This window comes from Streptomyces sp. NBC_00525 (genome assembly GCF_036346595.1).
In the GTDB taxonomy this organism is placed as follows: Bacteria; Actinomycetota; Actinomycetes; order Streptomycetales; family Streptomycetaceae; genus Streptomyces.
On record NZ_CP107834.1, the window covers coordinates 1,859,264 to 1,882,082 of the forward strand.

Genomic DNA, 22,819 nt, shown 5'->3' on the forward strand with positions numbered 1-22,819 from the left:
ACCGTTCCGTATCTGTTCGGGCTCCCGCCTCGTTGGGCACAGGTACCGGGGCCGGCAGGAGGCCCCGCGGACCGCGAAGAGGATGTGATCGCATGCGCCGGCTCTCCGTCCCCGGGGCCTGGGTGCACGAGCCCGAGGTCTTCCCGGACAGCCGCGGCAGCTTCCACGAGTGGTTCCGGGCGGCGGACCTGGAGGCGGCGGCCGGGCACACGCTGGGGCTCGCGCAGGCCAACTTCTCCCGCTCCCGCCGGGGCACGCTGCGCGGCATCCACTTCGCGGACGTCCCGCCGGGCCAGGCGAAGTACGTGACGTGCGTACGGGGCGCGGTGCTGGACGTGATCGTGGACGTACGGACGGGCTCGCCGGCCCACGGCCGGTGGGAGGCGGTCCGGCTGGACGACACGAGCCACCGGGCGGTCTACCTCGCGGAGGGGCTCGGGCACGGCTTCATGGCGCTGACGGACGACGCCTGCGTGCTGTACCTGTGCTCCGAGGGGTACGCGCCGGAGCGGGAGCACGGCATCGATCCGCTCGACCCGGAGCTGGGCATCGAGTGGCCGGCGGACATCGCCCCGCTGCTCTCCCCGAAGGACGCGGCGGCCCCGGCGCTCGCCGAGGCCGCGGAGCGGGGGCTGCTGCCCTCGTACGCCGCGTGCGAGGCGTACTACGCGCGGCTGCGCGCGGGCGGTCCGGCGGTGCCCGGCGTCCGCTCCGGCGAGCCGGCGGTCAGCCCGGCCGGCCGCTGACCGGGCCATTCCGCGGACCATTCCGCGGGGCGTTCGGCGGGTCTCTCGGCGGCGAGCAGCGCGGGGAAGGCCGCGTGCAGCGCGGTGCGCCAGTCGCGCAGGGGGGCGAGTCCGGCGGCGGCGAGCCGGTCGTGCCCGAGCACGCTGTACGCGGGCCGGGGCGCGGGGCGGGCGAAGGCGGCGCTGTCGGTGGGGCGGACCCGGTCCGGGTCGGCGCCGAGCAGCCGGAACACCTCGCGGGCCAGGCCGTACCAGCTGACCTCGCCGGTGCTGGTGCCGTGCTGGACGCCCGCCGGAGCGGTGCCGTCGAGCGCGGCGCGGCCGAGGGTGGTCAGCAGTGCGGCGAGGTCGGCGGTCCAGGTGGGCTGTCCGCGCTGGTCGTCCACCACATCGAGGGTGTCCTTGACCGCCTCCAGCCTGATCATCGTACGGACGAAGTTGGCGCCGTCCGCGCCGTAGAGCCAGGCGGTGCGGACGACGTGGCCGGTGTCGGGCAGGGTCTCCAGGACGGCGCGCTCGCCGGCGAGTTTGGTGCGGCCGTAGGCGCCGCACGGGGCGGTCGGAGCGTCCTCCGGGTAGGGCCGGTCCGCGTCGCCCGCGAAGACGTAGTCGGTGGAGACGTGCAGCAGGACGCTGCCGTGGGCGCGGCAGGCCTCGGCGAGGACGGCGGGTCCGGTGCCGTTGACGCGCAGCGCGTCGGCCTCCCGGCTCTCCGCGTCGTCCACGGCGGTCCAGGCGGCGCAGTTGACGACGACGGCGGGCCGGTGGGCGTCGAAGGCGGCGCGGACGCGGTCCGGGTCGGCGATGTCCAGGGCGGCCCGGTCCGCCGCGACGACGGCGGCGCCGTCGCGGGCCAGCGCGGCCGTCAGGTCCCGGCCGAGCATGCCGCCGGCGCCGGTGACCAGCCAGCGGGGGTTCACAGGGCGGCCCTCTCCTTGAGCGGCTCCCACCAGGCGCGGTTCTCGCGGTACCAGCGGACGGTCTCGGCGAGGCCGGTGCGGAAGTCCTTGCGGGGCGCGTAGCCCAGCTCGTCGCGGATCTTGGCGCAGTCCACGGAGTAGCGCCGGTCGTGGCCCTTGCGGTCCTCGACGTGGATCACATCGGTGTCCCAGTCGGCGTCGCACGCCTCCAGGAGCAGCCGGGTCAGCTCCTTGTTGGAGAGTTCGGTGCCGCCGCCGATGTTGTAGACCTCGCCGGGGCGGCCCTTGGTGCGGACCAGTTCGATGCCCTGGACGTGGTCGTCGATGTGGAGCCAGTCGCGGACGTGGGCGCCGTCGCCGTACAGCGGGACGGGCCGGCCCTCCAGGAGGTGGGTGACGAAGAGGGGGATGACCTTCTCGGGGAAGTGGTGGTGGCCGTAGTTGTTGGAGCAGCGGGTGACGCGCACGTCGAGGCCGTGGGTGCGGTGGTAGGCCAGCGCGACGAGATCGCTCGACGCCTTGGAGGCGGAGTACGGGGAGGTGGGCGCGAGGGGTTCCTCCTCGGTCCAGGAGCCCTCGTCGATGGAGCCGTAGACCTCATCGGTGGAGACGTGGACGAAGGTGCGCACCCCGGCCTCGTGCGCGGCGTGGACCAGGGTGTGGGTGCCGACCACATTCGTCCGTACGAAGGCGGCGCCGCCGTCGATGGAGCGGTCCACATGGGACTCGGCGGCGAAGTGCACCACCTGGTCGTGCCCGGTCATGAGCCGGCGCACCAGGTCGGCGTCGCAGATGTCGCCGTGCACGAAGGAGAAGCCGGGGTGGGCGCGGACCTCGTCCAGGTTGGCCGGGTTCCCGGCGTAGGTGAGGGCGTCCAGGACGGTGACGGAGACGTCGCCGGGGCCGTCCGGGCCGAGGAGCGTACGGACGTAGTGGGAGCCGATGAAGCCGGCGCCGCCGGTGACGAGGAGGCGGGTAGGGGTCATGAGGAGATCTGCACCTTGCTGTGGTCGCCGAGGACGAGGCGGTGGGCGGAGGGGCTGCGGGGCGCGGGGGTCACCTCGACGTCATGCCCGATCAGCGACGCCTCCACGCGCCGGACGCCGTCGATGGACGCGCCGCGCAGCACGATGGAGTACTCGATCTCGCTGTCCTCGATGCGGCAGTGCCGGCCGATGGAGGTGAACGGGCCGACGTAGGCGTCGCTGATCACCGAGCCGGTGCCGATGACGGCCGGTCCGACGATCCGGCTGCGGGTGACGCGGGCGCCCGGTTCGATGAGCACCCGGCCGATGATCTCGCTCTCGCCGTCGACGTAGGCGCCCTCGGTGCACGGCTCGACGCTCTCCAGGACGGTGCGGTTGACCTCCAGCATGTCGGTGACGTTGCCGGTGTCCTTCCAGTAGCCCCGGATGACGGTGGAGCGCACGTCGCGTTCCCGGTCGATGAGCCACTGGATGGCGTGGGTGATCTCCAGTTCGCCGCGCCAGGAGGGCCGGATGGAGCGGACGGCCTCGTGGACGGCGGGCGTGAAGAGGTAGACGCCGACGAGCGCGAGGTCGCTCTTGGGGTGCTCCGGCTTCTCCTCCAGGGCCACCACCCTGCCGTCCCCATCCAGTTCCGCGACGCCGAAGGAGCTGGGGTCGGGCACCTGTGTCAGCAGGATCTGCGCGTCGGGCCGGTCCGCGCGGAACTCCCCGACCAGGCCCGCGATGCCGCCGACGATGAAGTTGTCGCCGAGGTACATCACGAAGTCGTCGTCGCCCAGGAAGCGCTGGGCGACCAGGACCGCGTGGGCGAGGCCCAGGGGCTCGGCCTGCCGGATGTAGGTGACGTCGATGCCGAAGCGGGAACCGTCGCCGACCGCCGCGCGGATCTCCTCCTCGGTGTCGCCCACGATGATGCCGACCTCGGTGATGCCGGCTTCGGCGATGGCCTCCAGGCCGTAGAACAGCACCGGTTTGTTCGCCACCGGCACGAGCTGTTTGGCGGAGGTGTGGGTGATGGGGCGCAGCCGGGTGCCCGCCCCACCGGAGAGTACGAGAGCCTTCACGGTTTGCTGCCCCCACGGTGAGAGTGGCCGATGCGGCGGCGGTCCGCCGCAGCCGACCCTACTGACCCACACCCTCACTTCGGTGGCGAAACGGCCCATGACCGGCTTTCACTGACACATCCGGACGAAAAGCGGCAACTTTTCGTCACCCGTACGGGGTGGCGGCGTACCGGGGCTACGGGTGGCGCAGGCGCCAGCCCTGCCAGGCGGACTCGATCATCTCGTCCACGCCGTACCGCGCCGACCAGTCCAGCTCCGCGCGGATGCGGTCGGCGGAGGCGACCACGCGGGCCGGGTCGCCGGGGCGGCGGGCGGTGACCTCGACGGCGGTGTCCTCGTTGCCCGTCACCTTGAGGATGCGGTCCACCATCTCGCGGACCGAGCTGCCCTCGCCCCGGCCGATGTTCAGCGTGAGGTCCGTACCGGGCTCGGCGGTCTCCAGCCGGCGCGCGGCGGCCAGATGGGCGGAGGCGATGTCCTCGACGTGGATGTAGTCGCGGACGCAGGTGCCGTCCGGGGTGGCGTAGTCGTCGCCGAAGACGCGCGGGGAGCCGCCCGCCTCCAGGCGCTCGAAGACCATCGGGATCAGGTTGAACACCCCGGCGTCGGCCAGCTCCGGCGAGGCGGCGCCCGCCACGTTGAAGTAGCGCAGCGAGGCGCAGCGCAGCCCGTGGGCCCGGGCGGCGGCGTGGATCAGCCATTCGCCGACGAGCTTGGTCTCGCCGTACGGGCTCATCGGCGCGCAGGGCGTCGTCTCGGTGACGAGGTCCACGTCGGGCATGCCGTAGACGGCGGCCGACGAGGAGAACACCAGCCGCTCGACCCCGGCCGCGACCATGGCCTCCAGCAGGACCTCCAGGCCGGTGACGTTCTCCTTGTAGTAGTGGAGCGGGCGCTCCACGGACTCGCCGACCTGCTTCTTTCCGGCGACGTGCACCACACCGGTCACCCCGTGCTCGCGGATGGCCGCGTCCAGGGCCTCGCGGTCCAGCACGGTGCCGGTCACCAGCGGAACCCCGGCGGGGACCGCGTCGGCGCTGCCGGTGGACAGATCGTCGAACACGACCACCCGCTGACCGCCCGCGAGCATCGCACGCACCACGTGCGCACCGATGTACCCCGCCCCGCCCGTAACCATCCAGGTCATGTCGTGCGTCTCCTGTCAGATGCTGTAACCGTCGGCATTCCACCCTACGTGGACGTCTCGGGCACCCCCGGCCGCGGTGGAGGCCATCAATTACGCTGTCCGGGTGCCGGACGCCGACCACTTTCGCACGGTCCGGCCCCGCCTCCCGTACAGCCCCCGCAGACAGCCTCTGGAACTGGTGGACGATGCCTCGACTGACCCTCATCGTGCCTGCGTACAACGTGCAGGGGTACATCGGGGAGTGTCTGGACTCCGTGCTGGGGCAGGACTTCACCGACATCGAGGTCATCGGCGTCGACGACCGCTCCCCGGACGGCTCCGGCGCCATCCTGGACGCGTACGCGGCGCGGGACTCCCGGCTGCGTGTGCTGCACCTCACGGAGAACGTGGGCCTGGGGCGCGCCCGCAACGCCGGTCTGGAGCTGGCGAGCGGTGACTACGTCCTCTTCCTGGACAGCGACGACACGCTGGCGCCGGGCTCGCTGTCGGCCATCGCGGCGCGGCTCGACGCCACGGACGACCCGGACATCCTGGTCTACGACTACACCCGGACCTACTGGGACGGGCGGATGCTGCGCAACAAGCGCGCCGACCTGATGTCCGAGGAGGGCCCGGACGTCTTCACGCTGGCCGAGCGCCCGCAGCTGCTGGACCTGCTCCAGATCGTGTGGAACAAGGCGTACCGCCGCGACTTCGTCACCCGGCACGGCTTCCGGTTCCCGCCCGGTTACTACGAGGACGCCCCCTGGACGTACGGCTCGCTGATGGCGGCGGAGCGCATCGCGGTGCTCGACCGCTCCTGTGTGCTGTACCGGCAGCGGCGCGAGGGCGGCAACATCCTGCGCACGGTCAGCCGCAAGCACTTCGACGTCTTCGACCAGTACGACCGGGTGTTCGCGTTCCTGGACGAGCGGCCCGAGCTGGCCTCGTGGCGCCCGGCGCTGTTCCGGAAGATGGTCGACCACTTCCTGACGGTGCTGGAGAAGCCCGGCCGGCTGCCGCGCGACGCCCGCGCCGAGTTCTTCCACCGGGCGGCGAAGGACTACCGCGCCCGGCTGCCGGAGGACTTCGAGCGGCCGGCCGGGGGGCGCGGCTACAAGTACGCGCTGCTCGGCGTCGACTCGTACTCCGCGTTCTTCGGCCTGACCCGCGCCAACAACGCGCGCCACCGCGCCCGGCTGGGCGGCCAGGCCCGCATCGGCCGGGCCAAGCGGGCCGCCCTCGGCATGTTCTACCGGTCCCAGCTGCGGATGCCGCTCGACGAGAACCTCGCCGTGTTCTCCGCGTACTGGGGGCGCGGCTACTCCTGCAACCCCGCCGCCATCGAGGCCGAGCTGGGCCGCCTCGCGCCGCAGATCCGCCGGGTCTGGGCGGTGCGCGCCGAGCACCGGGGCCGGGTGCCCGAGGGCGTCGAGAAGGTGATCGTCGGCTCCCGCGAGTACTGGGCGGCCATGGCCCGTGCCACGTACCTCACGAACAACGTCAACTTCGGGGACACCGTCGTCAAGCGCGAGGGCCAGATCCACGTGCAGACCCACCACGGCACCCCGCTCAAGACGATGGGCCTCGACCAGGCGCAGTACCCCGCGTCCACCAGCATGGACATGGAGAAGCTGCTGCGCCGGTGCGACCGCTGGGACTACAGCCTGTCCGCCAACCGGTTCTCCACCACCGTCTGGGAGCGGGTCTACCCCTGCCGCTACACCACGCTGGAGACGGGCTACCCGCGCAACGACGTCCTCGTGAACGCCACCGCCGCCGACGTGGTCGAGGCGCGCCGGGAGCTGGGGATCGCGGACGGCACGACCGCCTTCCTCTACATGCCGACGCACCGCGAGTACGAGAAGTCCTTCACGCCCCGGCTCGATCTGACGAAGCTCGCCGAGGATCTGGGCCCGGACGTCACCCTGCTGGTGCGCGGGCACTACTTCTACAAGCCCGCCGAGCGGCCGGACGAGCGGCGGGCCGCCGGCCGGATCGTGGACGTCTCCGGGCACGGCAGCGTCGAGCGGCTCTACCTGGCGGCGGACGCCCTGATCACCGACTACTCGTCCGCGATGTTCGACTACGCCAACCTGGACCGGCCGATCGTCATCCACGCCGACGACTGGGACACCTACCGGGTGGTGCGCGGCACCTACTTCGACCTGATGGCCGAGCCGCCGGGCGCCGTCGCCACGACCCAGGAGCGGCTGACCTCGATCCTGCGCTCCGGCGAGTGGCGCGACGAGGAGGCGGCGGCGCTGCGCGCGGCGTTCCGGGAGCGCTACTGCGACTACGACGACGGGCGGGCCGCCGAGCGCGTGGTGCGCAAGGTGTTCCTGGGCGAGGCGGAGCTGCTGCCGGTGGTCCCGCTCGCCGAGCGCACCCCGGCCCCTTCCCCCGCCGAGGCCCTGAAGGCCGGGCGCGCCTGACGGGCCCCGTACGACGACGACCGCGGTCCCGGTCCCCTCTCCGTCCTGCGGAAGGGGCCGGGACCGCGGTCGTTCACCCGCGCTACGCGAACGGGTCGAAGTCCTGGTACTCCTGGGCGGCCTCGTCGCGCTCCGCCTCGCGGTCGCGGCGGCGCTGGGCGGCCGGGCGCGGCTCCTCCAGGCGGTGGTCCTCGCCGCGGCGGCCGAGCATCTCGGCACCCGCGGTGACCGTGGGCTCCCAGTCGAAGACGACCGCGTTGTCCTCGGCGCCGATGGCCACGCCGTCGCCGGCGCGGGCCCCGGCCTTGCGCAGCTGGTCCTCGACGCCGAGCCGGGCGAGCCGGTCCGCGAGGTAGCCGACGGCCTCGTCGTTGTTGAAGTCGGTCTGGCGCACCCAGCGCTCCGGCTTCTCGCCGCGCACCCGGTAGACGCCCTCCTCCTCGTCCAGGGTGACGGTGAACCCTGCGTCGTCCACGGCCTTGGGCCGGATGACGATGCGGGTGGCCTCCTCGACCGGCTTGGCGGCGCGCGCCTCGGCGATGATGCCGGCCAGCGCGAAGGACAGCTCCTTGAGCCCGGTCCTGGCGACGGCGGACACCTCGAAGACGCGGTAGCCGCGCGCCTCCAGGTCGGGGCGGATCATCTCCGCGAGGTCCCGGCCGTCCGGTACGTCGATCTTGTTGAGGACGACGATGCGGGGCCGGTCCTCCAGACCGCCGTACAGCTTCAGCTCCTCCTCGATGATGTCGAGGTCGGAGACCGGGTCGCGGTCCGACTCCAGCGTGGCCGTGTCCAGTACGTGCACGAGCACCGAGCAGCGCTCGACGTGGCGCAGGAACTCCAGGCCGAGGCCCTTGCCCTGGCTGGCGCCCGGGATCAGGCCGGGCACGTCGGCGATGGTGTACACCGTGCTGCCGGCGGTGACCACGCCCAGGTTGGGGACGAGGGTGGTGAACGGGTAGTCCGCGATCTTCGGCTTGGCGGCCGACAGGACGGAGATCAGTGAGGACTTGCCGGCGCTCGGGTAGCCGACGAGGGCCACGTCGGCGACGGTCTTCAGCTCCAGGACGATGTCCCGCGCCTCGCCGGGCTCGCCCAGCAGCGCGAAGCCGGGGGCCTTGCGGCGGGCGGAGGCCAGCGCGGCGTTGCCGAGGCCGCCGCGGCCGCCCTGGCCGGCGACGAAGGCGGTGCCCTGGCCGACGAGGTCGGCGAGCACGTTGCCCCGGCGGTCCAGGACGACGGTGCCGTCCGGCACGGGCAGGACCAGGTCCTGGCCCTCCTTGCCGGTGCGGTGGTCGCCGCCGCCGGGCTGGCCGTTGGTGGCCTTGCGGTGGGGGTGGTGGTGGTAGTCGAGGAGCGTGGTGACGGACTGGTCGACGACCAGGGTCACATCGCCGCCGCGACCGCCGTTGCCGCCGTCCGGGCCGCCCAGCGGCTTGAACTTCTCACGGTGAACGGAGGCACAGCCGTGGCCTCCGTTACCCGCGGCGACATGCAGTTCGACGCGGTCCACGAAGGTGGTCATGGGTGGAACCTCCAGTTGCATACCTGCGGAAAGATCTCGCTCGCCCCCGTAGGGACAACACGTGAAAGGCGGACCCACTTCCCTGCTCGGGAAGTGAGGTCCGCCTCCACGTCATACCGCTCGACGAGCGCCGGGGATTCAGCCGGCGATCGGAACGATGTTCACGACCTTGCGGCCACGGTGCGTGCCGAACTCGACCGCACCGGCGGCGAGGGCGAACAGCGTGTCGTCGCCACCGCGGCCGACGCCCGTGCCGGGGTGGAAGTGGGTGCCACGCTGGCGGACCAGGATCTCACCGGCGTTGACGGCCTGGCCGCCGAAGCGCTTCACGCCGAGCCGCTGAGCATTGGAATCGCGCCCGTTCCGGGTGGACGATGCGCCCTTCTTGTGTGCCATGTGTTCTCAGTCCCTTACTTCGCAGCCGCGGGAATACCGGTGACCTTGATCGCCGTGTACTGCTGGCGGTGACCCTGGCGACGGCGGTAGCCGGTCTTGTTCTTGTAGCGAAGGATGTCGATCTTCGCGCCCTTGTGGTGGTCCACGACCTCGGCCTGGACCTTGATGCCGTCCAGGACCCACGGGTCGCTGGTCACGGCGTCGCCGTCGACAACGAGCAGGGTAGAGAGCTCTACCGTGTCGCCCACCTTGGCAGTGGAAATCTTGTCAACCTCAACGATGTCGCCGACAGCAACCTTGTGCTGGCGACCACCGCTGCGCACGATGGCGTACACGCGGATCTCACTCTCACTCGAAGCGGAAACCCCTGATGCCAGCCGCTCGCACGGGTCCGGGGACCCATGAGGATCCGGAGTGGACGAGCGGCCTCTCCCGTACGAGCGGGAGGTCGGTGCTCAGAGGTGTGGCGAACAAACGCCGAGGGTCAAGGTTACGGGGCCCCGCACAGCCGGTCAAACCGGGCCCCGTGCTCTAGACGCCTGCGGTTCTGCGGTACTCGGCGTAGGCGTCCCGGATGCCGTCCTCGGACAGGTTCAGGTGCTCCAGGATCGTGTAGCGGCCCGGCCGGGTCCTCGGCGCGAACGCCACCACCCGGACGAACTCCTCCACGTCGAAGCCCATGTCCTCGGCCGTCACCGGCAGCCCGTGGCGCCGCAGCACCTCGGTCATCCGGACCGACTCCTGCACGGCGCCGCGCAGGTGCATGGCGAACGCGGCGCCGAGCCCGCACTGCTCGCCGTGGCTGGCGGCCCGCTGCGGGAAGAGCAGGTCGAAGGCGTGGTTGATCTCGTGGCAGGCGCCGGAGGCCGGGCGGCTGTCCCCGGCCACCGACATCGAGATCCCGGTGAGCACCAGGCCCTCGGCGAGCACCTGGAGGAACGCGTCGTCGTCCAGCCCGCCGGGGTGGCGCAGCACGGCCTCGCCGGCCTGCCGGGCCATCGCGGCGGCCAGTCCGTCGATGTCCTCGCCGTTGACCCGGTGGGCCAGCTCCCAGTCCGCGACGGCGGAGATGTTGGACAGCGCGTCCCCGATGCCGGACCGCACGAAGCGGGCGGGGGCCTCGCGGATGACGTCGAGGTCGATGACGACGGCGATCGGGTTCGGCACGCCGTACGAGCCCCGGCCCGCGTCGTTGTCGAGCGTGGCCACCGGGGAGCACAGCCCGTCGTGGGACAGGTTCGTCGCCACGGCGACCAGCGGCAGCCCGACGCGCGCCGCGGCGAACTTGGCGCAGTCGATGATCTTGCCGCCGCCGAGGCCCACCACCGCGTCGTACCGCCCGGACTTCATGGCCTCGGCGAGCTTGACGGCGTCGTTCAGCGTGCCGCCGCCCACCTCGAACCAGGAGGCGCCCGGCAGGCCGTCCGAGAGCCGTTCCCGCAGGGCCCGGCCGGAACCCCCGCTGATCGCCACCGCCAGCTTGCCGGAGCCGGAGATCCGCTGGTCGGCGAGGACGGCCGCCAGATTCGCGAGGGCTCCGGGCCGGATGTCGACGACGACCGGCGCGGGGATCAGCCGGGTCAGTACTGGCACGCGATCTTCCTGCCCTTGGCGAGGTCGTCGTGGTTGTCGATCTCGACCCACTGGACGTCGCCGATCGGCTCCACGTCGATCTTGAAGCCGCGGTTGACGAGCTCCTGGTAGCCGTCCTCGTAGTAGAGGTCCGGGTCGCGCTCGAAGGTGGTCCTCAGCGCGTCGGCCAGCGCCTCGGCGGCCTCGGCCTCGATGAGGGTGACGCCGATGTACTCGCCGGTGGCCTCGGCCGGGTCCATCAGCTTGGTGATGCGCCGGACGCCCTCGGCGGGGTCCACGACGACCTTCATCTCCTCGTCGGCGAGCTGCTTCACCGTGTCGAGGGCGAGGATGATCTTCTTGCCCTCGCCGCGCGCGGCCAGCAGCGACTTCTCGACGGAGACCGGGTGCACGGTGTCGCCGTTGGCGAGCAGGACTCCGTCCTTGAGGGCGTCCCGGCCGCACCACAGGGAGTAGGCGTTGTTCCACTCCTCGGCCTTGTCGTTGTCGATCAGCGTGATGCTGACGCCGTACTTGGCCTCCAGCGCCGCCTTGCGCTCGTACAGGGCCTCCTTGCGGTAGCCCACGATGATCGCGACCTCGGTCAGCCCGACCTCGGCGAAGTTGCCGAGCGCCAGGTCGACGACGGTGATGCTCTCCTCGTCGCCCTCGGGCCCGACCGGCACCAGGGCCTTGGGCAGCGTGTCGGTGTAGGGGCGCAGACGGCGGCCGGCGCCGGCCGCCAGAATCATGCCGATCATGGGTGTTCTCCTTGGTCCTCGGTACGGGTCAGAGTTCGGCCGCTGCGAAGGAGCGCAGCCAGGTACGGAAGTCGGGGCCCAGGTCCTCGCGCTCGCAGGCGAGGCGGACGATGGCCCGCAGATAGTCGCCCCGGTCCCCGGTGTCGTAGCGGCGGCCCCGGAAGACCACGCCGTGCACCGGGCCGCCGAGCTTCTCGTCGGCGGCCAGCCGCTGGAGCGCGTCGGTCAGCTGGATCTCGCCGCCCCGGCCGGGCTCGGTCTCGCGCAGTACGGCGAAGACGGCGGGGTCCAGGACGTAGCGGCCGATGACCGCGAGGTTGCTGGGGGCCTCGCCCGGCTCCGGCTTCTCGACCAGGCCGGTGACCCGGACGAGGTCGTCCTCCGCCGTGGGCTCCACCGCCGCGCAGCCGTACTGCTGGATCATCGCGGGCGGGACCTCCATGAGCGCGACGACGCTGCCGCCCTCGCGCTGCTGGACCTCGGTCATCCGGGTCAGCAGCGGGTCGCGCGGGTCGATCAGGTCGTCGCCGAGCAGGACCGCGAACGGCTCGTCCCCGACATGGGGCTCCGCGCACAGGACTGCGTGCCCGAGACCCTTGGGGTCGCCCTGGCGGACGTAGTGCATGGTGGCGAGTTCGTTGGACTCCTGGACCTTGGCCAGCCGTGCGGCGTCGCCCTTGCGGGTCAGCGCCGACTCCAGCTCGTAGTTCCGGTCGAAGTGGTCCTCCAGCGGCCGCTTGTTGCGTCCGGTGACCATCAGGACGTCGTTCAGGCCCGCTGCGGCGGCCTCCTCCACGACGTACTGGATCGCCGGCTTGTCGACGACCGGCAGCATCTCCTTGGGAGTGGCCTTCGTCGCCGGCAGGAACCGGGTACCGAGCCCGGCGGCCGGTATGACGGCCTTCTGGATCTTGCGCATGGGGGGCTTTCTGTCAGGGGCGGGAGCGGCCCGCGCCGCGGCCGGCCGGTCCCTCGGGGGGACCGGCCGGACCGCGCCGCGCACGTACGGGGGCGGGTCAGCCCTCGTCGGCCGCGGCCGTGACGGACGGGGCGGACTGCTCGGCCGCCGCCGTCTTCTTCGCCGCCGCCTTCTTGGCCGTCGTCTTCTTCGCGGCCGTCTTCTTGGCCGCGGTCTTCTTGACGGCCGCCTTCTTGGCCGTGGCCTTCTTGGCGGTCTTGCGGGCCGCCTTCTTGGCCGTGGCGGCCTCGGGCTCGGCCGCCGGCGCCTCGGAGGCGGGGGCCTCGGAGGACACGGGGGCCTCGCTGGCGGGGGCCTCGTTGGCCTCAGTGGCCTCGGGGGTCTCCACCACGACGACCGCGGCCTCCTCCGCCCCTGCGGGGGAACCGGCGGGCGCGCTCACCTTGCGGGTGGCGCGGCGCCGGACGCGCGGCGGGGCGGCCGGCTCCTCTGCCGGGGCCTCGGCGTGCGCGGCCTCGACGACCGGGTCCTCGGCGGCGACCGGGTCCGGCACGGGCGCCGGCTCCTCGGCGGTGGCCGACGCGAGCGCGGCCGGCTCCGCCGGGGCCGGTTCGGCCACGACCGCTTCGGCCGGGGCACCCGCCGGGGCGGTGGCCTTACGGGTCGCCCGGCGCCGGGTCCGGCCCTGCGGGGCCTCGGCCGGTGTCTCCTGCGGGGCCTCGGCGGGCGCCGCGGCCTCGGGCTCCGGCTGCGCGACCGGCTCGGCGGCCGGGGCGGCCTCGGGCTCCCGCGCCGGGGCGGCGGACTTCGGGGCGCCGGCCGGGGCCGATGCCTTACGGGTCGCCCGGCGGCGACCGCGGCCGCGCGATGCGGCGGCCTCGGCCTCGGCGGCGCTGCTGTACAGCTCCTCGTCCGGGGCGAACTCCGGCTCGGGCAGGGCGACCGGCGTCGCGGCCTCCGCCGCCACCTCGGCCGCGCTCTCGGCCTCGGGCTCCGCCTCGGCGGCGTGCTCGTGGGTGTGCTCGTGGCCGTGGTCGTGCTCGTGGTCCTGGCCGGCACCGCCGCGGCGCTTCTTGGAGCGCTTGCCGCCGCCCCCGCCGCCCACCGATGAGGGCTGCTCCATGTGGACGATGACCCCGCGGCCGTTGCAGTGCACGCAGGTCTCGGAGAAGGACTCCAGCAGCCCCTGCCCGACCCGCTTGCGGGTCATCTGGACCAGGCCCAGGGAGGTGACCTCGGCGACCTGGTGCTTCGTACGGTCGCGGCCCAGGCACTCCAGCAGGCGCCGCAGCACCAGGTCCCGGTTGGACTCCAGCACCATGTCGATGAAGTCGACGACGACGATGCCGCCGAGGTCGCGCAGCCGCAGCTGGCGCACGATCTCCTCGGCCGCCTCCAGGTTGTTCTTGGTGACGGTCTCTTCCAGGTTGCCGCCCTGGCCGGTGAACTTGCCGGTGTTGACGTCGACGACGACCATCGCCTCGGTCTTGTCGATCACCAGCGAGCCGCCGCTCGGCAGGTAGACCTTGCGGTCCAGCGCCTTCATGAGCTGCTCGTCGATCCGGTACGTCGCGAAGACGTCCACCTCGGACGTCCACCGCGAGAGCCGGTCCGTCAGGTCGGGCGCCACGTGCGAGACGTAGCCGTGGATGGTCTCCCACGCGTCGTCGCCGCTGACGATGACCTTGGAGAAGTCCTCGTTGAAGATGTCCCGGACGACGCGGACGGTCATGTCCGGCTCGCCGTACAGAAGGGTCGGCGCGTTGGAGCCGCCGGTGCCCTTCGCCTTCTTCCGGATGTCCTCCCACTGCTGCTGCAGCCGCTCGACGTCACGGCGCAGCTCGTCCTCGCTCGCGCCCTCGGCGGCGGTGCGCACGATGACGCCCGCGTCCTCGGGGACGATCTTCTTGAGGATGGTCTTGAGCCGGGCGCGCTCGGTGTCGGGCAGCTTGCGGCTGATCCCGGTCATCGAGCCCTCGGGCACGTAGACCAGGTAGCGGCCGGGCAGCGAGACCTGGCTCGTCAGACGGGCACCCTTGTGGCCGATCGGGTCCTTGGTGACCTGGACCAGGACGGACTGGCCGGACTTGAGCGCGGTCTCGATGCGGCGCGGCCCGTGGGCCATGCCGAGCGCCTCGAAGTTGACCTCACCGGCGTACAGGACGGCGTTGCGGCCCTTGCCGATGTCGACGAAGGCGGCCTCCATGGACGGCAGCACGTTCTGGACCTTGCCCAGGTAGACGTTGCCGACGTAGCTGGTGGCCTGCTCCTTGTTGACGTAGTGCTCCACGAGCACGTTGTCCTCGAGGACGCCGATCTGCGTGCGCTCACCGCTCTGGCGGACGACCATGACGCGCTCGACGGCCTCGCGGCGGGCCAGGAACTCCGCCTCGGTGATGATCGGCACCCGGCGTCGGCCCTGCTCGCGGCCCTCGCGGCGGCGCTGCTTCTTGGCCTCCATACGGGTCGAGCCCTTGATGGACTGGACCTCGTCGAAGCCGGTGCCGGGCTCCCGCTCCTCCTTCTTGCGGGGCTCGCGGACCTTGACGACGGTGCGCTCCGGGTCGTCCGTGCCGGTCTCGGCCTCGGGCAGGACGTCACCGCTGCGGCGGCGGCGGCGCCGACGCCGGCGGCTGCTGCTCGTGCCGGAGGCGACGGCCTCGTGCTCGTCGTGGTCCTCGTCGCCCTCGTCCTCGGACTCCTGGGCGGCGGCCCCGGACTCGTCCTCGGTGTGGTCGGCGGCCTCGTCCGCGTGCTGCGGCTCGGAGTGCTCGTCGTCGCCGGTCTCGCCCCGGCGGCGGCGACGGCCACCCCGGCGGCGGCGGCGCGAGGGGCGGTCGCCGTACTCGTCGGTGTCCTCGCCGTCGTGCCCGGCCTCGGCGGCGGCCTCCGGCTCCGGCTCGTCCTCCGGCTGCTCCCGCTCCGGGGCGGCGGTCACCGTCTCGGCGGCGTCGGCGGCCTCCACGGCCTCGCCCCGGCGGCGGCGACGGCGGCGCGAACCGCCCTGCGGCCCGGACTCGGACTCGGCGCGCTCCTGGACCGGGGCGGGCTCGTCGGCCGGCTCCTCCTGCGAGACCGCGGCAGCAGCGGCGGCGGCCGCGGTCTCCGGGGTCTGGAACATCGGCTCGGCGAAGACCGGCGCCTGGAAGACGGCGACGGCCGGGCGGGTCGCGCGGCGGCTGCGGCGCGCCGGCTCCTCCGTCTGCGCGGTGAACTCGGGGCGGCCGGCGGCGGCGGTGACCCGGCGGCGCTGACGGCCGCGCGGGGCGGCCTCCTCGACCTCGACCGGCTCGGCGGCCAGCTCCTCGACGGCGGCCTCGGGCAGGCTCTCGCCGGTCTGCACATCGGCGGGCTGCTCGTCGGCGGCCTTCGGCGCACCGGCCGGGGACGCCGCGCGGCGCGTGGCGCGTCGGCGACCGCGCGGGGCCTCGGCGGCGGGCTCGGCGACCGGCTCGGCGGGCTCGGCCGTTGCGGTGACCTCGTCGGTCTCCTCGGCCTCTTCCTCCTCCGCCTCGTCGGCCTCCTCGGCGACCGGCTCCACGGGGGCGACGGCCTGCGGGGCACCGGCCGGGGCGGACGCCCGGCGGCGGGCACGGCCGCGCGGGGCCTCGGCGGGCTCGTCGGCGGCGACCGGCTCGGCGGCGGGCTCGGCCACGGCGGGCTCCTCGACGATCTCGACCGGCTCGGCGGCCTTGGGCGCACCGGCGGGCGACGTGGCCTTGCGGACGGCACGGCGGCGGGTGCGGGGGGCCTCGGCGGCGGGCTCCGCGACCGGTTCGGGGCTCTCGGCCACCACGGCCTCCTCAACGATCTCGACCGGCTCGACGGCCTTCGGCGCACCGGCGGGCGAGGTCGCCTTGCGCACGGCACGGCGGCGCGGACGCGCCGGGGCGGCGGGCTCCGCGGCCGGCTCGGGGCTCTCCGCCACCACGGCCTCCTCAACGATCTCGACCGGCTCGACGGCCTTCGGCGCACCGGCGGGCGACGTGGCCTTGCGGACCGCGCGGCGGCGGGTGCGGGGGGCCTCGGCGGCGGGCTCCGCCGCGGGCTCTTCGGCGACCGGCTCGGCGGCCGGGGCGGGCTCCACGATCTCCGCCGGCTCGGCGGCCTGCGGCGCGCCCGGGGCGGAGGTGGCCTTGCGGACCGCGCGGCGGCGCGGGCGGGCCGGGGCGGCGTCGGCGGCCGGCTCGGCGTTCGTCGGGGACTCTCCGGCGTCAACGGCCGGTATGGCCGCGGCGTCGGCGGCGGCCCGTTCCCCCGTGGTCGGGGGGCCGGCGGGGCGTGAGGCCGCGCGGCGCCTGCGGCGCGGCGGCAGCTTGTCGCCGGGGGTGTTGTTGTCCTCTGCGTTTCCGGCGGTGCCGGATTCGTTCGGCTGGGGCATGCGGGCGGTTCTCCCGTCGCGCTACCGGGGCGCCGCGCCTGGTTCCGGTCCGGCTCGGGCCGCGTACAGTCGCGGCTCCGCCGTCCGGGGCGCGGGCGCCGCACGGAAGCTGAATGTCTGGCTCGCCGGTTCCGTACGCGGTGTGCGTACGGCCTGGCGAAAGTCTTATGGGTCAGCGCGCGGCCCGGCCCAGGTGGCTCCCGAGCGCGAGGGCTGCGCTACAACGACCGCCTTACGCGGAACCTGCACCTTCCGGCGCCGTCGCGACGGCGGTCCCGGCGGCCGTGGTTGCTGCGGCCGGGGCTGCCTCGCGGTCGGGCGCGAGCGGGTCGGTCACCGTGCCGGACTCCTCGTCGAAGAGCCCCTGCGCCAGCCTGGTCACCGCTGCGGGGACCGGCGGCGCCAGGTCGGCCACAACGCGGAGACCGGACAGGACGTCGTCAGGACGCACGGCAGGTGTCACGTGCCGAACGACCAGCCGCAGTATCGCACAGGCCCTGTCACCGGACCTATCAGCCGGAAGATCGACGCTGCGGAGTTCCACCACGGCGGCGCGCGCGTCGAAGGCCCGCATGCCGTTCTTCGTACGGCGCTCGACCTCGACGGTCTCGGCCGCGTCGAAGGCGGCGACGGCCTTCTCGGCCGCCTCCCGCTCCACCCCGTCCAGGCGGATCTCCCAGACGGAGGCGGTCAGCCGGTCGGCGAGGCCCGAGGTGCGGGCCTCGACGGCGTCCGTGATGTCCAGGCCGTCGGGCATCGAGTCGTCGAGCTGCCGGCGCAGGACGTCCGGGTCACGCCGCTCGGTGAGGGCGATCTCCAGGAACTCGGCCTCACTGCCCGTCCCGGTGGGGGCGGCGTTGGCGTACGACACCTTGGGGTGCGGGGTGAAGCCGGCCGAGTAGGCCATGGGCACCTGCGAGCGGCGCAGCGCCCGCTCGAAGGCACGCTGGAAGTCGCGGTGACTGGTGAACCGGAGGCGGCCGCGCTTGGTGTAGCGCAGTCGGATGCGCTGCACCGCCGGTGCGGGCGGCGGGCCTTCGGGCTGTCGCTTGCCCAGTGGTTCTTCTCCTCGGTGCGGGGCGGGCGCGGTGGCGCGCCGCCCACGAAATGCGGGCGGCCCGGCGGCTCCGACCGGCTCACCCCTGCCGTACGGATTTCTCCGGGAGCGGGGAGACCTCTGGTCCGGGTGCCGCGCTGGGCACAGTCGTTGCACTGTCCAGAGTACGCGCAAGGGGGCCCCGGGTTTCCCCGGCTCGGGGCGGGCGGGCCCGCCGACCAGTGCGCGCCAGGCGTCGCGGCGGGCCTGCCGGACCGTTTCGCGCGCCGCGCGCAGGGTGTCGCGGGCCGTGCGGCCCACCGCGCGCAGAGCGCGTCCGGCGGGTGCCAGGAGGGCGTCCCGTACGAAGTGGCCGACCGGCACGCACACCGTGCGGTACGCCCAGCGCACCGGCGTGGCGATCAGGGTCCGGGCGAGCCACACGAGCGCCCGGCCGACCGCGCGCGAGACGAAGCCGGCCACCCGCCAGGCGATGCCGAGCGCGGCCACGATCTCCCGGCCCACCGGGGCCAGCACGTGCCGGCACACCCACACGACGGGCACCACCAGCAGGGTGACGACGAGCCACCGCACGGCGAGCCACAGCCCCCGGACCACCGCCTCGATCCCCCGGATCAGCACCTCCACCGTCCACGCGACGGCGCGGCCCACCGGGGTGAGCACCTCGCGGTACAGCCAGACGAGCGGGACCACGATCAGGTACCGGACCAGCCAGGCCGCGGCGAGCCCCACCGGCACCAGGACGTAGCGCCACAGCAGCACCACCGGCAGCACGAGGACCGCGGTCAGCAGCCATTTCAGGCCGGTGCCGAGCCATCGCAGCGCCGCGCCCAGCGCGTGGGCGGCGGGCACCAGCACCGCCCGGTACACCCACCGCAGCCCGTGTCCGAGCGGGGTGAGCAGATGCGCGTACGCCCACCGCAGCGGCAGCACGATCCCGTACCGCACGCCGGGCACCAGGACGTGGCGCCAGAGGGCGACCCACGGCCGGACGAACAGCGCACGGGCCAGCCAGGCCAGGGCGTACCCCAGCGGGATCGCGACCCAGCGCCACAGCCACCGGGCCGGGATCACCACCAGCGCGTCGAACAGCCGGGCCAGGGCGCGGCCGAGGGGGCGCAGGAGCACGCGTTCGGCGGCGCGGGCCGTGACGACGAGGGCGTCCCACAGCATCCGCAGCGGCAGGACGACGAGGACGACCACGATCCGGACCGGGACCCGGACCAGCGTGGTGAGACAGCCGTCTCCGCCCTCGTAGCGCGCGGGTGCCCGGTGGTCGTCGTGCGTCGGCTGCGGCACGGGCGCGCGGTGCTTTCCGTGTTCCATGCACCTGATGACGCAGCGGCCCGGTCCGGGGTTTCCCCGGACCGGGCCGTCGTCACCGAGTCGTCACCCGCGGGCGGTCGGCCCGCCGCTCACTTCACGACCGTCAGCGGCAGGAGCTTCTTGCCGGTGGGGCCGATCTGGATGCTGGTGTCCATCTGCGGGCAGACCCCGCAGTCGAAGCACGGCGTCCAGCGGCAGTCCTCGACCTCGGTCTCGTCGAGCGCGTCCTGCCAGTCCTCCCAGAGCCAGTCCTTGTCGAGACCCGAGTCCAGGTGGTCCCAGGGCAGGACCTCCTCGTAGGTGCGCTCGCGGGTGGTGTACCAGTCGACGTCCACGCCGAACTCCGGCAGCGTCGCCTCGGCGCTCTTCATCCACAGGTCGTAGCTGAAGTACTCGCGCCAGCCGTCGAACCGGCCGCCGGCCTCGTACACCGCGCGGATGACGGAGCCGATCCGGCGGTCACCGCGCGAGAGGAGGCCCTCGACGATGCCGGGCTTGCCGTCGTGGTAACGGAAGCCGATGGAGCGGCCGTACTTCTTGTCGCCGCGGATCTTGTCCCGGAGCTTGCCGAGACGGGCGTCGGTCTCCTCGGCGCTCAGCTGCGGCGCCCACTGGAAGGGCGTGTGCGGCTTGGGCACGAAGCCGCCGATGGAGACGGTGCAGCGGATGTCGTTCTGGCCGGAGACCTCGCGGCCCTTGGCGATCACGTTGACCGCCATGTCGCCGATCTGGAGGACGTCCTCGTCGGTCTCGGTGGGCAGCCCGCACATGAAGTAGAGCTTCACCTGGCGCCAGCCGTTGCCGTAGGCGGTGGCGACCGTGCGGATCAGGTCCTCCTCCGAGACCATCTTGTTGATGACCTTGCGCATGCGCTCGGAGCCGCCCTCGGGGGCGAAGGTGAGGCCGGAGCGGCGGCCGTTGCGGGTCAGCTCGTTGGCGAGGTCCACGTTGAACGCGTCGACGCGGGTGGACGGCAGCGAGAGGCCGATCTTGTCCTCGGTGTAGCGGTCCGCGAGGCCCTTGGCGATGTCGCCGATCTCGGTGTGGTCGGCGGAGGAGAGGGAGAGCAGACCCACCTCTTCGAAGCCGGTGGCCTTGAGGCCCTTGTCCACCATCTCGCCGATGCCGGTGATGCTTCGCTCCCGCACGGGGCGCGTGATCATGCCGGCCTGGCAGAAACGGCAGCCGCGGGTGCAGCCGCGGAAGATCTCGACGGACATCCGCTCGTGGACGGTCTCGGCGAGCGGGACCAGCGGCTGCTTCGGGTAGGGCCACTCGTCGAGGTCCATGACGGTGTGCTTGGACACCCGCCACGGCACGCCCGACCTGTTCGGTACGACGCGGCCGATGCGGCCGTCCGGGAGGTACTCCACGTCGTAGAAGCCGGGGACGTACACGCCGCCGGTCCTCGCGAGGCGGAACAGCACCTCCTCGCGGCCGCCGGGACGGCCCTCGGCCTTCCAGGCGCGGACGATCTCGGTGATCTCCAGGACCGCCTGCTCGCCGTCGCCGATGACCGCGCAGTCGATGAACTCGGCGATCGGCTCCGGGTTGAACGCGGCGTGGCCGCCGGCGAGCACGATCGGGTCGTCGATGTCCCGGTCCCTGGCGGCCAGCGGGATACCGGCCAGGTCCAGGGCGGTGAGCATGTTGGTGTAACCCAGCTCGGTGGAGAAGCTGAGCCCGAAGACGTCGAACGCCTTGACCGGGCGGTGGCTGTCCACGGTGAACTGCGGCACCTTGTGCTCGCGCATCAGCGCTTCGAGGTCCGGCCAGACGCTGTACGTGCGCTCGGCGAGGACGCCCTGACGCTCGTTGAGTACCTCGTAGAGGATCATGACGCCCTGGTTGGGCAGCCCGACCTCGTACGCGTCCGGGTACATCAGCGCCCAGCGGACGTCGCACTCGTCCCACGGCTTGACGGTGGAGTTCAGCTCACCGCCGACGTACTGGATGGGCTTCTGCACATGCGGGAGCAGAGCTTCGAGCTGTGGGAAGACCGAATCGACAGACATCGCGAACTTTCGAGAGCCGGCAGGGGTGACCATCCAGCGTACCTCGCTGCTCAGCCTCCGGAGGACCGCCGGATACGGGCTCGGGCCGCCCGGTGCCACACCCCGGGCAGCTCGCTCTCGGCCGCCGCCGCGGCCGCCTCCTCGCGCCCGTACACCAGTCCCCAGGTGAACGACGGCTCCCCCGCCGCGTGCGCCTGTACGGCGAGGGCGCGCAGGGTCTCGCGGGCGACGACGCCGTCCTGGTGATCGCCGAGGAGGCTCTGTACGGCCTTGAGCCGCTTGGCGGCCTTCTTCGCGGGCCTCCCCAGGGCGGGGCGAGCGGCCTCCGCCGCGTACCGGGCCCGTTTGGCGGCCTTGCGGGCGCTGTGCAGGGCGGCGTCCCGGTCCGGCCCGGCCGGCAGTTCCCGGGCGTACGCGATCCGTCCGGCGAGGCGCTTGTGGTCCTTGCGGGCCGCGCGGGCCAGTTCCTCGCCGGGCGGGGCCCCGGCCCCCGGCAGCAGGGGCGGCGCGGCGAGCAGCTCCTCCAGGGCGCGCAGCAGGTCCAGGTAGCGCGCGGAGTCCAGCACGGCGGTGGTGCGCCGGCGCGAACCGCTGCGGCCCGCCGCCGACCAGAGCCGCAGCCGCGCCCGGACCGGGCCGATGGCCAGGGGGTGCGACAGTTCGCCGAGGCGGGCGCGCAGCCGGGCGTCCAGCACCTCCTGGTCGCGGTCGACGCCCAGCTCCCCCGCGAGCCACTTCAGCTCGGCGCCGAGCGCCGCGGTGGCGTCCCGGTCCAGGACGCGGCGGTGGGTGCGCAGGGCGCTGCGCAGCCGGCGGGTGGCGACGCGCATCCGGTGCACGGAGTCGGGCAGCCCCCGGCGTACGGCCGGGTCGAGCGCGGTGATGGCCGCGGCCTGCCGGCGTACGTAGGCGAGGACGTGGTCGCCCGCGGTGTGCGGGGTGGCGGGGTCGTCGGGCGGGGCTCCGGCGGGCGCCGGGTCCGGTGCCGTGTCGGTGAGCGCGCGGGCGAGTTTGGAGGAGGAGGCGGAGGGCCGGATGCCGGCCGCTTCGAGGTGGCGCTCGACGGTGTCGAGGAAGGCGGGGTCGCCGTCGTCGGCGAGTTCGACCTCGATCTCGGTCCAGGCGGCGGTGCGGTCGCCGCCGTGCAGCCGTTCGGCGCGGACCTCGTCCACGCTCAGCTCGGCCAGCGCGGTGCCGTCCGGGGCGGTGAGGACGTGGACGTCGCGGGCGGAGCGCAGCCGGACCACGGGGACGACGGGGGCGTCCAGGGTGCGGGAGCGGATCAGGACGGTGAGGCGGGCCGGCGGGGTGTCGGAGAGCGGGGCGCGGATCTCGTCCCGGACGTGTGCGGCGACGGGGAGTTTGAGATGCCAGCCGGCGTCCGCCCCGCCGGTGCGGCGGCGCAGGGTGACCCCGGCGGCGGCGAGGCGCAGGTCGCCGGTGTCGTAGTAGACGGCGTCCAGTTCGGTGACGCCCTCGTGCGTGACGGACCCGACCCCGGCCACCCGGTCCAGGGCGGGGAGCCGGGTGGCGTCCGTGGCTTCGTACTTCCGCTCGATCTCGCGCTTGGAGTCGGCCATGTACCGA

The 22,819-nt window shown here is 73.4% G+C and carries 16 protein-coding genes; 2 read left to right on the forward strand and 14 right to left on the reverse strand.

Features of this window, described 5'->3' with window-relative positions:
- Positions 1-92: 92 nt before the first annotated feature.
- Positions 93-746: a dTDP-4-dehydrorhamnose 3,5-epimerase gene (gene rfbC, locus OG710_RS08310; protein ID WP_330238736.1), complete on the forward strand. Its 654-nt coding sequence runs from the start codon at positions 93-95 to the stop codon at positions 744-746.
- Here the strand turns inward: rfbC and rfbD are convergent.
- The 4 genes from rfbD to galE form a co-directional block, all read right to left on the reverse strand.
- Positions 665-1,666, reverse strand: a complete 1,002-nt coding sequence (gene rfbD / locus OG710_RS08315; protein ID WP_330238737.1) for a dTDP-4-dehydrorhamnose reductase — start codon at positions 1,664-1,666, stop codon at positions 665-667. The genes rfbC and rfbD overlap by 82 nt on opposite strands.
- Positions 1,663-2,652 (reverse strand): dTDP-glucose 4,6-dehydratase, encoded by a 990-nt coding sequence (gene rfbB / locus OG710_RS08320; protein WP_330238738.1) that lies wholly within the window; start codon positions 2,650-2,652, stop codon positions 1,663-1,665. The genes rfbD and rfbB overlap by 4 nt, the downstream gene beginning before the upstream one ends.
- Positions 2,649-3,719 carry a glucose-1-phosphate thymidylyltransferase gene (locus tag OG710_RS08325; protein WP_111331714.1) on the reverse strand — a complete coding sequence of 357 codons (1,071 nt, stop codon included), beginning with the start codon at positions 3,717-3,719 and terminating at the stop codon, positions 2,649-2,651. The genes rfbB and OG710_RS08325 overlap by 4 nt, the downstream gene beginning before the upstream one ends.
- 175 nt (positions 3,720-3,894) lie before the next feature.
- Positions 3,895-4,866 (reverse strand): UDP-glucose 4-epimerase GalE, encoded by a 972-nt coding sequence (galE, locus tag OG710_RS08330; RefSeq protein WP_330238739.1) that lies wholly within the window; start codon positions 4,864-4,866, stop codon positions 3,895-3,897.
- 185 nt (positions 4,867-5,051) lie between these two features.
- Between galE and OG710_RS08335 the strand changes: the two genes are divergently transcribed.
- Positions 5,052-7,280 carry a bifunctional glycosyltransferase/CDP-glycerol:glycerophosphate glycerophosphotransferase gene (locus OG710_RS08335; protein WP_330238740.1) on the forward strand — a complete coding sequence of 743 codons (2,229 nt, stop codon included), beginning with the start codon at positions 5,052-5,054 and terminating at the stop codon, positions 7,278-7,280.
- 82 nt (positions 7,281-7,362) lie between these two features.
- Here OG710_RS08335 and obgE read toward each other — a convergent pair whose 3' ends face one another.
- The 10 genes from obgE to OG710_RS08385 form a co-directional block, all read right to left on the reverse strand.
- Complete coding sequence (gene obgE, locus OG710_RS08340; protein ID WP_111331708.1) at positions 7,363-8,805, reverse strand: GTPase ObgE; 1,443 nt, start codon at positions 8,803-8,805, stop codon at positions 7,363-7,365.
- A 138-nt stretch (positions 8,806-8,943) separates the two neighbouring features.
- Positions 8,944-9,201, reverse strand: a complete 258-nt coding sequence (gene rpmA / locus OG710_RS08345; protein ID WP_018103204.1) for a 50S ribosomal protein L27 — start codon at positions 9,199-9,201, stop codon at positions 8,944-8,946.
- Positions 9,202-9,215: 14 nt separating this feature from the next.
- Positions 9,216-9,536 (reverse strand): 50S ribosomal protein L21, encoded by a 321-nt coding sequence (gene rplU / locus OG710_RS08350; RefSeq protein WP_014045903.1) that lies wholly within the window; start codon positions 9,534-9,536, stop codon positions 9,216-9,218.
- A 196-nt stretch (positions 9,537-9,732) separates the two neighbouring features.
- Positions 9,733-10,794, reverse strand: a complete 1,062-nt coding sequence (locus OG710_RS08355; RefSeq protein ID WP_330238741.1) for an iron-containing alcohol dehydrogenase family protein — start codon at positions 10,792-10,794, stop codon at positions 9,733-9,735.
- Positions 10,782-11,534 (reverse strand): phosphocholine cytidylyltransferase family protein, encoded by a 753-nt coding sequence (locus tag OG710_RS08360; RefSeq protein WP_330238742.1) that lies wholly within the window; start codon positions 11,532-11,534, stop codon positions 10,782-10,784. The genes OG710_RS08355 and OG710_RS08360 overlap by 13 nt, the downstream gene beginning before the upstream one ends.
- Before the next feature lie 28 nt (positions 11,535-11,562).
- Positions 11,563-12,453 (reverse strand): UTP--glucose-1-phosphate uridylyltransferase GalU, encoded by an 891-nt coding sequence (gene galU, locus OG710_RS08365; RefSeq protein ID WP_111331702.1) that lies wholly within the window; start codon positions 12,451-12,453, stop codon positions 11,563-11,565.
- A gap of 97 nt (positions 12,454-12,550) precedes the next feature.
- Positions 12,551-16,834 (reverse strand): Rne/Rng family ribonuclease, encoded by a 4,284-nt coding sequence (locus OG710_RS08370; protein WP_330238743.1) that lies wholly within the window; start codon positions 16,832-16,834, stop codon positions 12,551-12,553.
- 232 nt (positions 16,835-17,066) lie between these two features.
- Positions 17,067-17,849: a TIGR03936 family radical SAM-associated protein gene (locus OG710_RS08375; RefSeq protein WP_330242195.1), complete on the reverse strand. Its 783-nt coding sequence runs from the start codon at positions 17,847-17,849 to the stop codon at positions 17,067-17,069.
- 1,457 nt (positions 17,850-19,306) lie between these two features.
- A complete protein-coding gene (locus OG710_RS08380) occupies positions 19,307-21,232 on the reverse strand; it encodes a TIGR03960 family B12-binding radical SAM protein (protein ID WP_330238744.1) in 1,926 nt (641 codons plus the stop codon).
- 50 nt (positions 21,233-21,282) lie between these two features.
- Entirely contained in the window at positions 21,283-22,812 is a 1,530-nt protein-coding gene (locus OG710_RS08385) for a CYTH and CHAD domain-containing protein (protein ID WP_330238745.1), read from the reverse strand.
- Between the last annotated feature and the right edge of the window lie 7 nt (positions 22,813-22,819).

Coding starts and splice junctions, on each gene's coding strand:
- rfbC (WP_330238736.1), top strand. CDS start 93: ATGCGCCGGCTCTCCGTCCCCGGGGCCTGGGTGCACGAGCCCGAGGTC.
- rfbB (WP_330238738.1), bottom strand. CDS start 2,652: ATGACCCCTACCCGCCTCCTCGTCACCGGCGGCGCCGGCTTCATCGGC.
- galE (WP_330238739.1), bottom strand. CDS start 4,866: ATGACCTGGATGGTTACGGGCGGGGCGGGGTACATCGGTGCGCACGTG.
- OG710_RS08335 (WP_330238740.1), top strand. CDS start 5,052: ATGCCTCGACTGACCCTCATCGTGCCTGCGTACAACGTGCAGGGGTAC.
- obgE (WP_111331708.1), bottom strand. CDS start 8,805: ATGACCACCTTCGTGGACCGCGTCGAACTGCATGTCGCCGCGGGTAAC.
- rpmA (WP_018103204.1), bottom strand. CDS start 9,201: ATGGCACACAAGAAGGGCGCATCGTCCACCCGGAACGGGCGCGATTCC.
- OG710_RS08360 (WP_330238742.1), bottom strand. CDS start 11,534: ATGATCGGCATGATTCTGGCGGCCGGCGCCGGCCGCCGTCTGCGCCCC.
- galU (WP_111331702.1), bottom strand. CDS start 12,453: ATGCGCAAGATCCAGAAGGCCGTCATACCGGCCGCCGGGCTCGGTACC.
- OG710_RS08370 (WP_330238743.1), bottom strand. CDS start 16,834: ATGCCCCAGCCGAACGAATCCGGCACCGCCGGAAACGCAGAGGACAAC.
- OG710_RS08380 (WP_330238744.1), bottom strand. CDS start 21,232: ATGTCTGTCGATTCGGTCTTCCCACAGCTCGAAGCTCTGCTCCCGCAT.
- OG710_RS08385 (WP_330238745.1), bottom strand. CDS start 22,812: ATGGCCGACTCCAAGCGCGAGATCGAGCGGAAGTACGAAGCCACGGAC.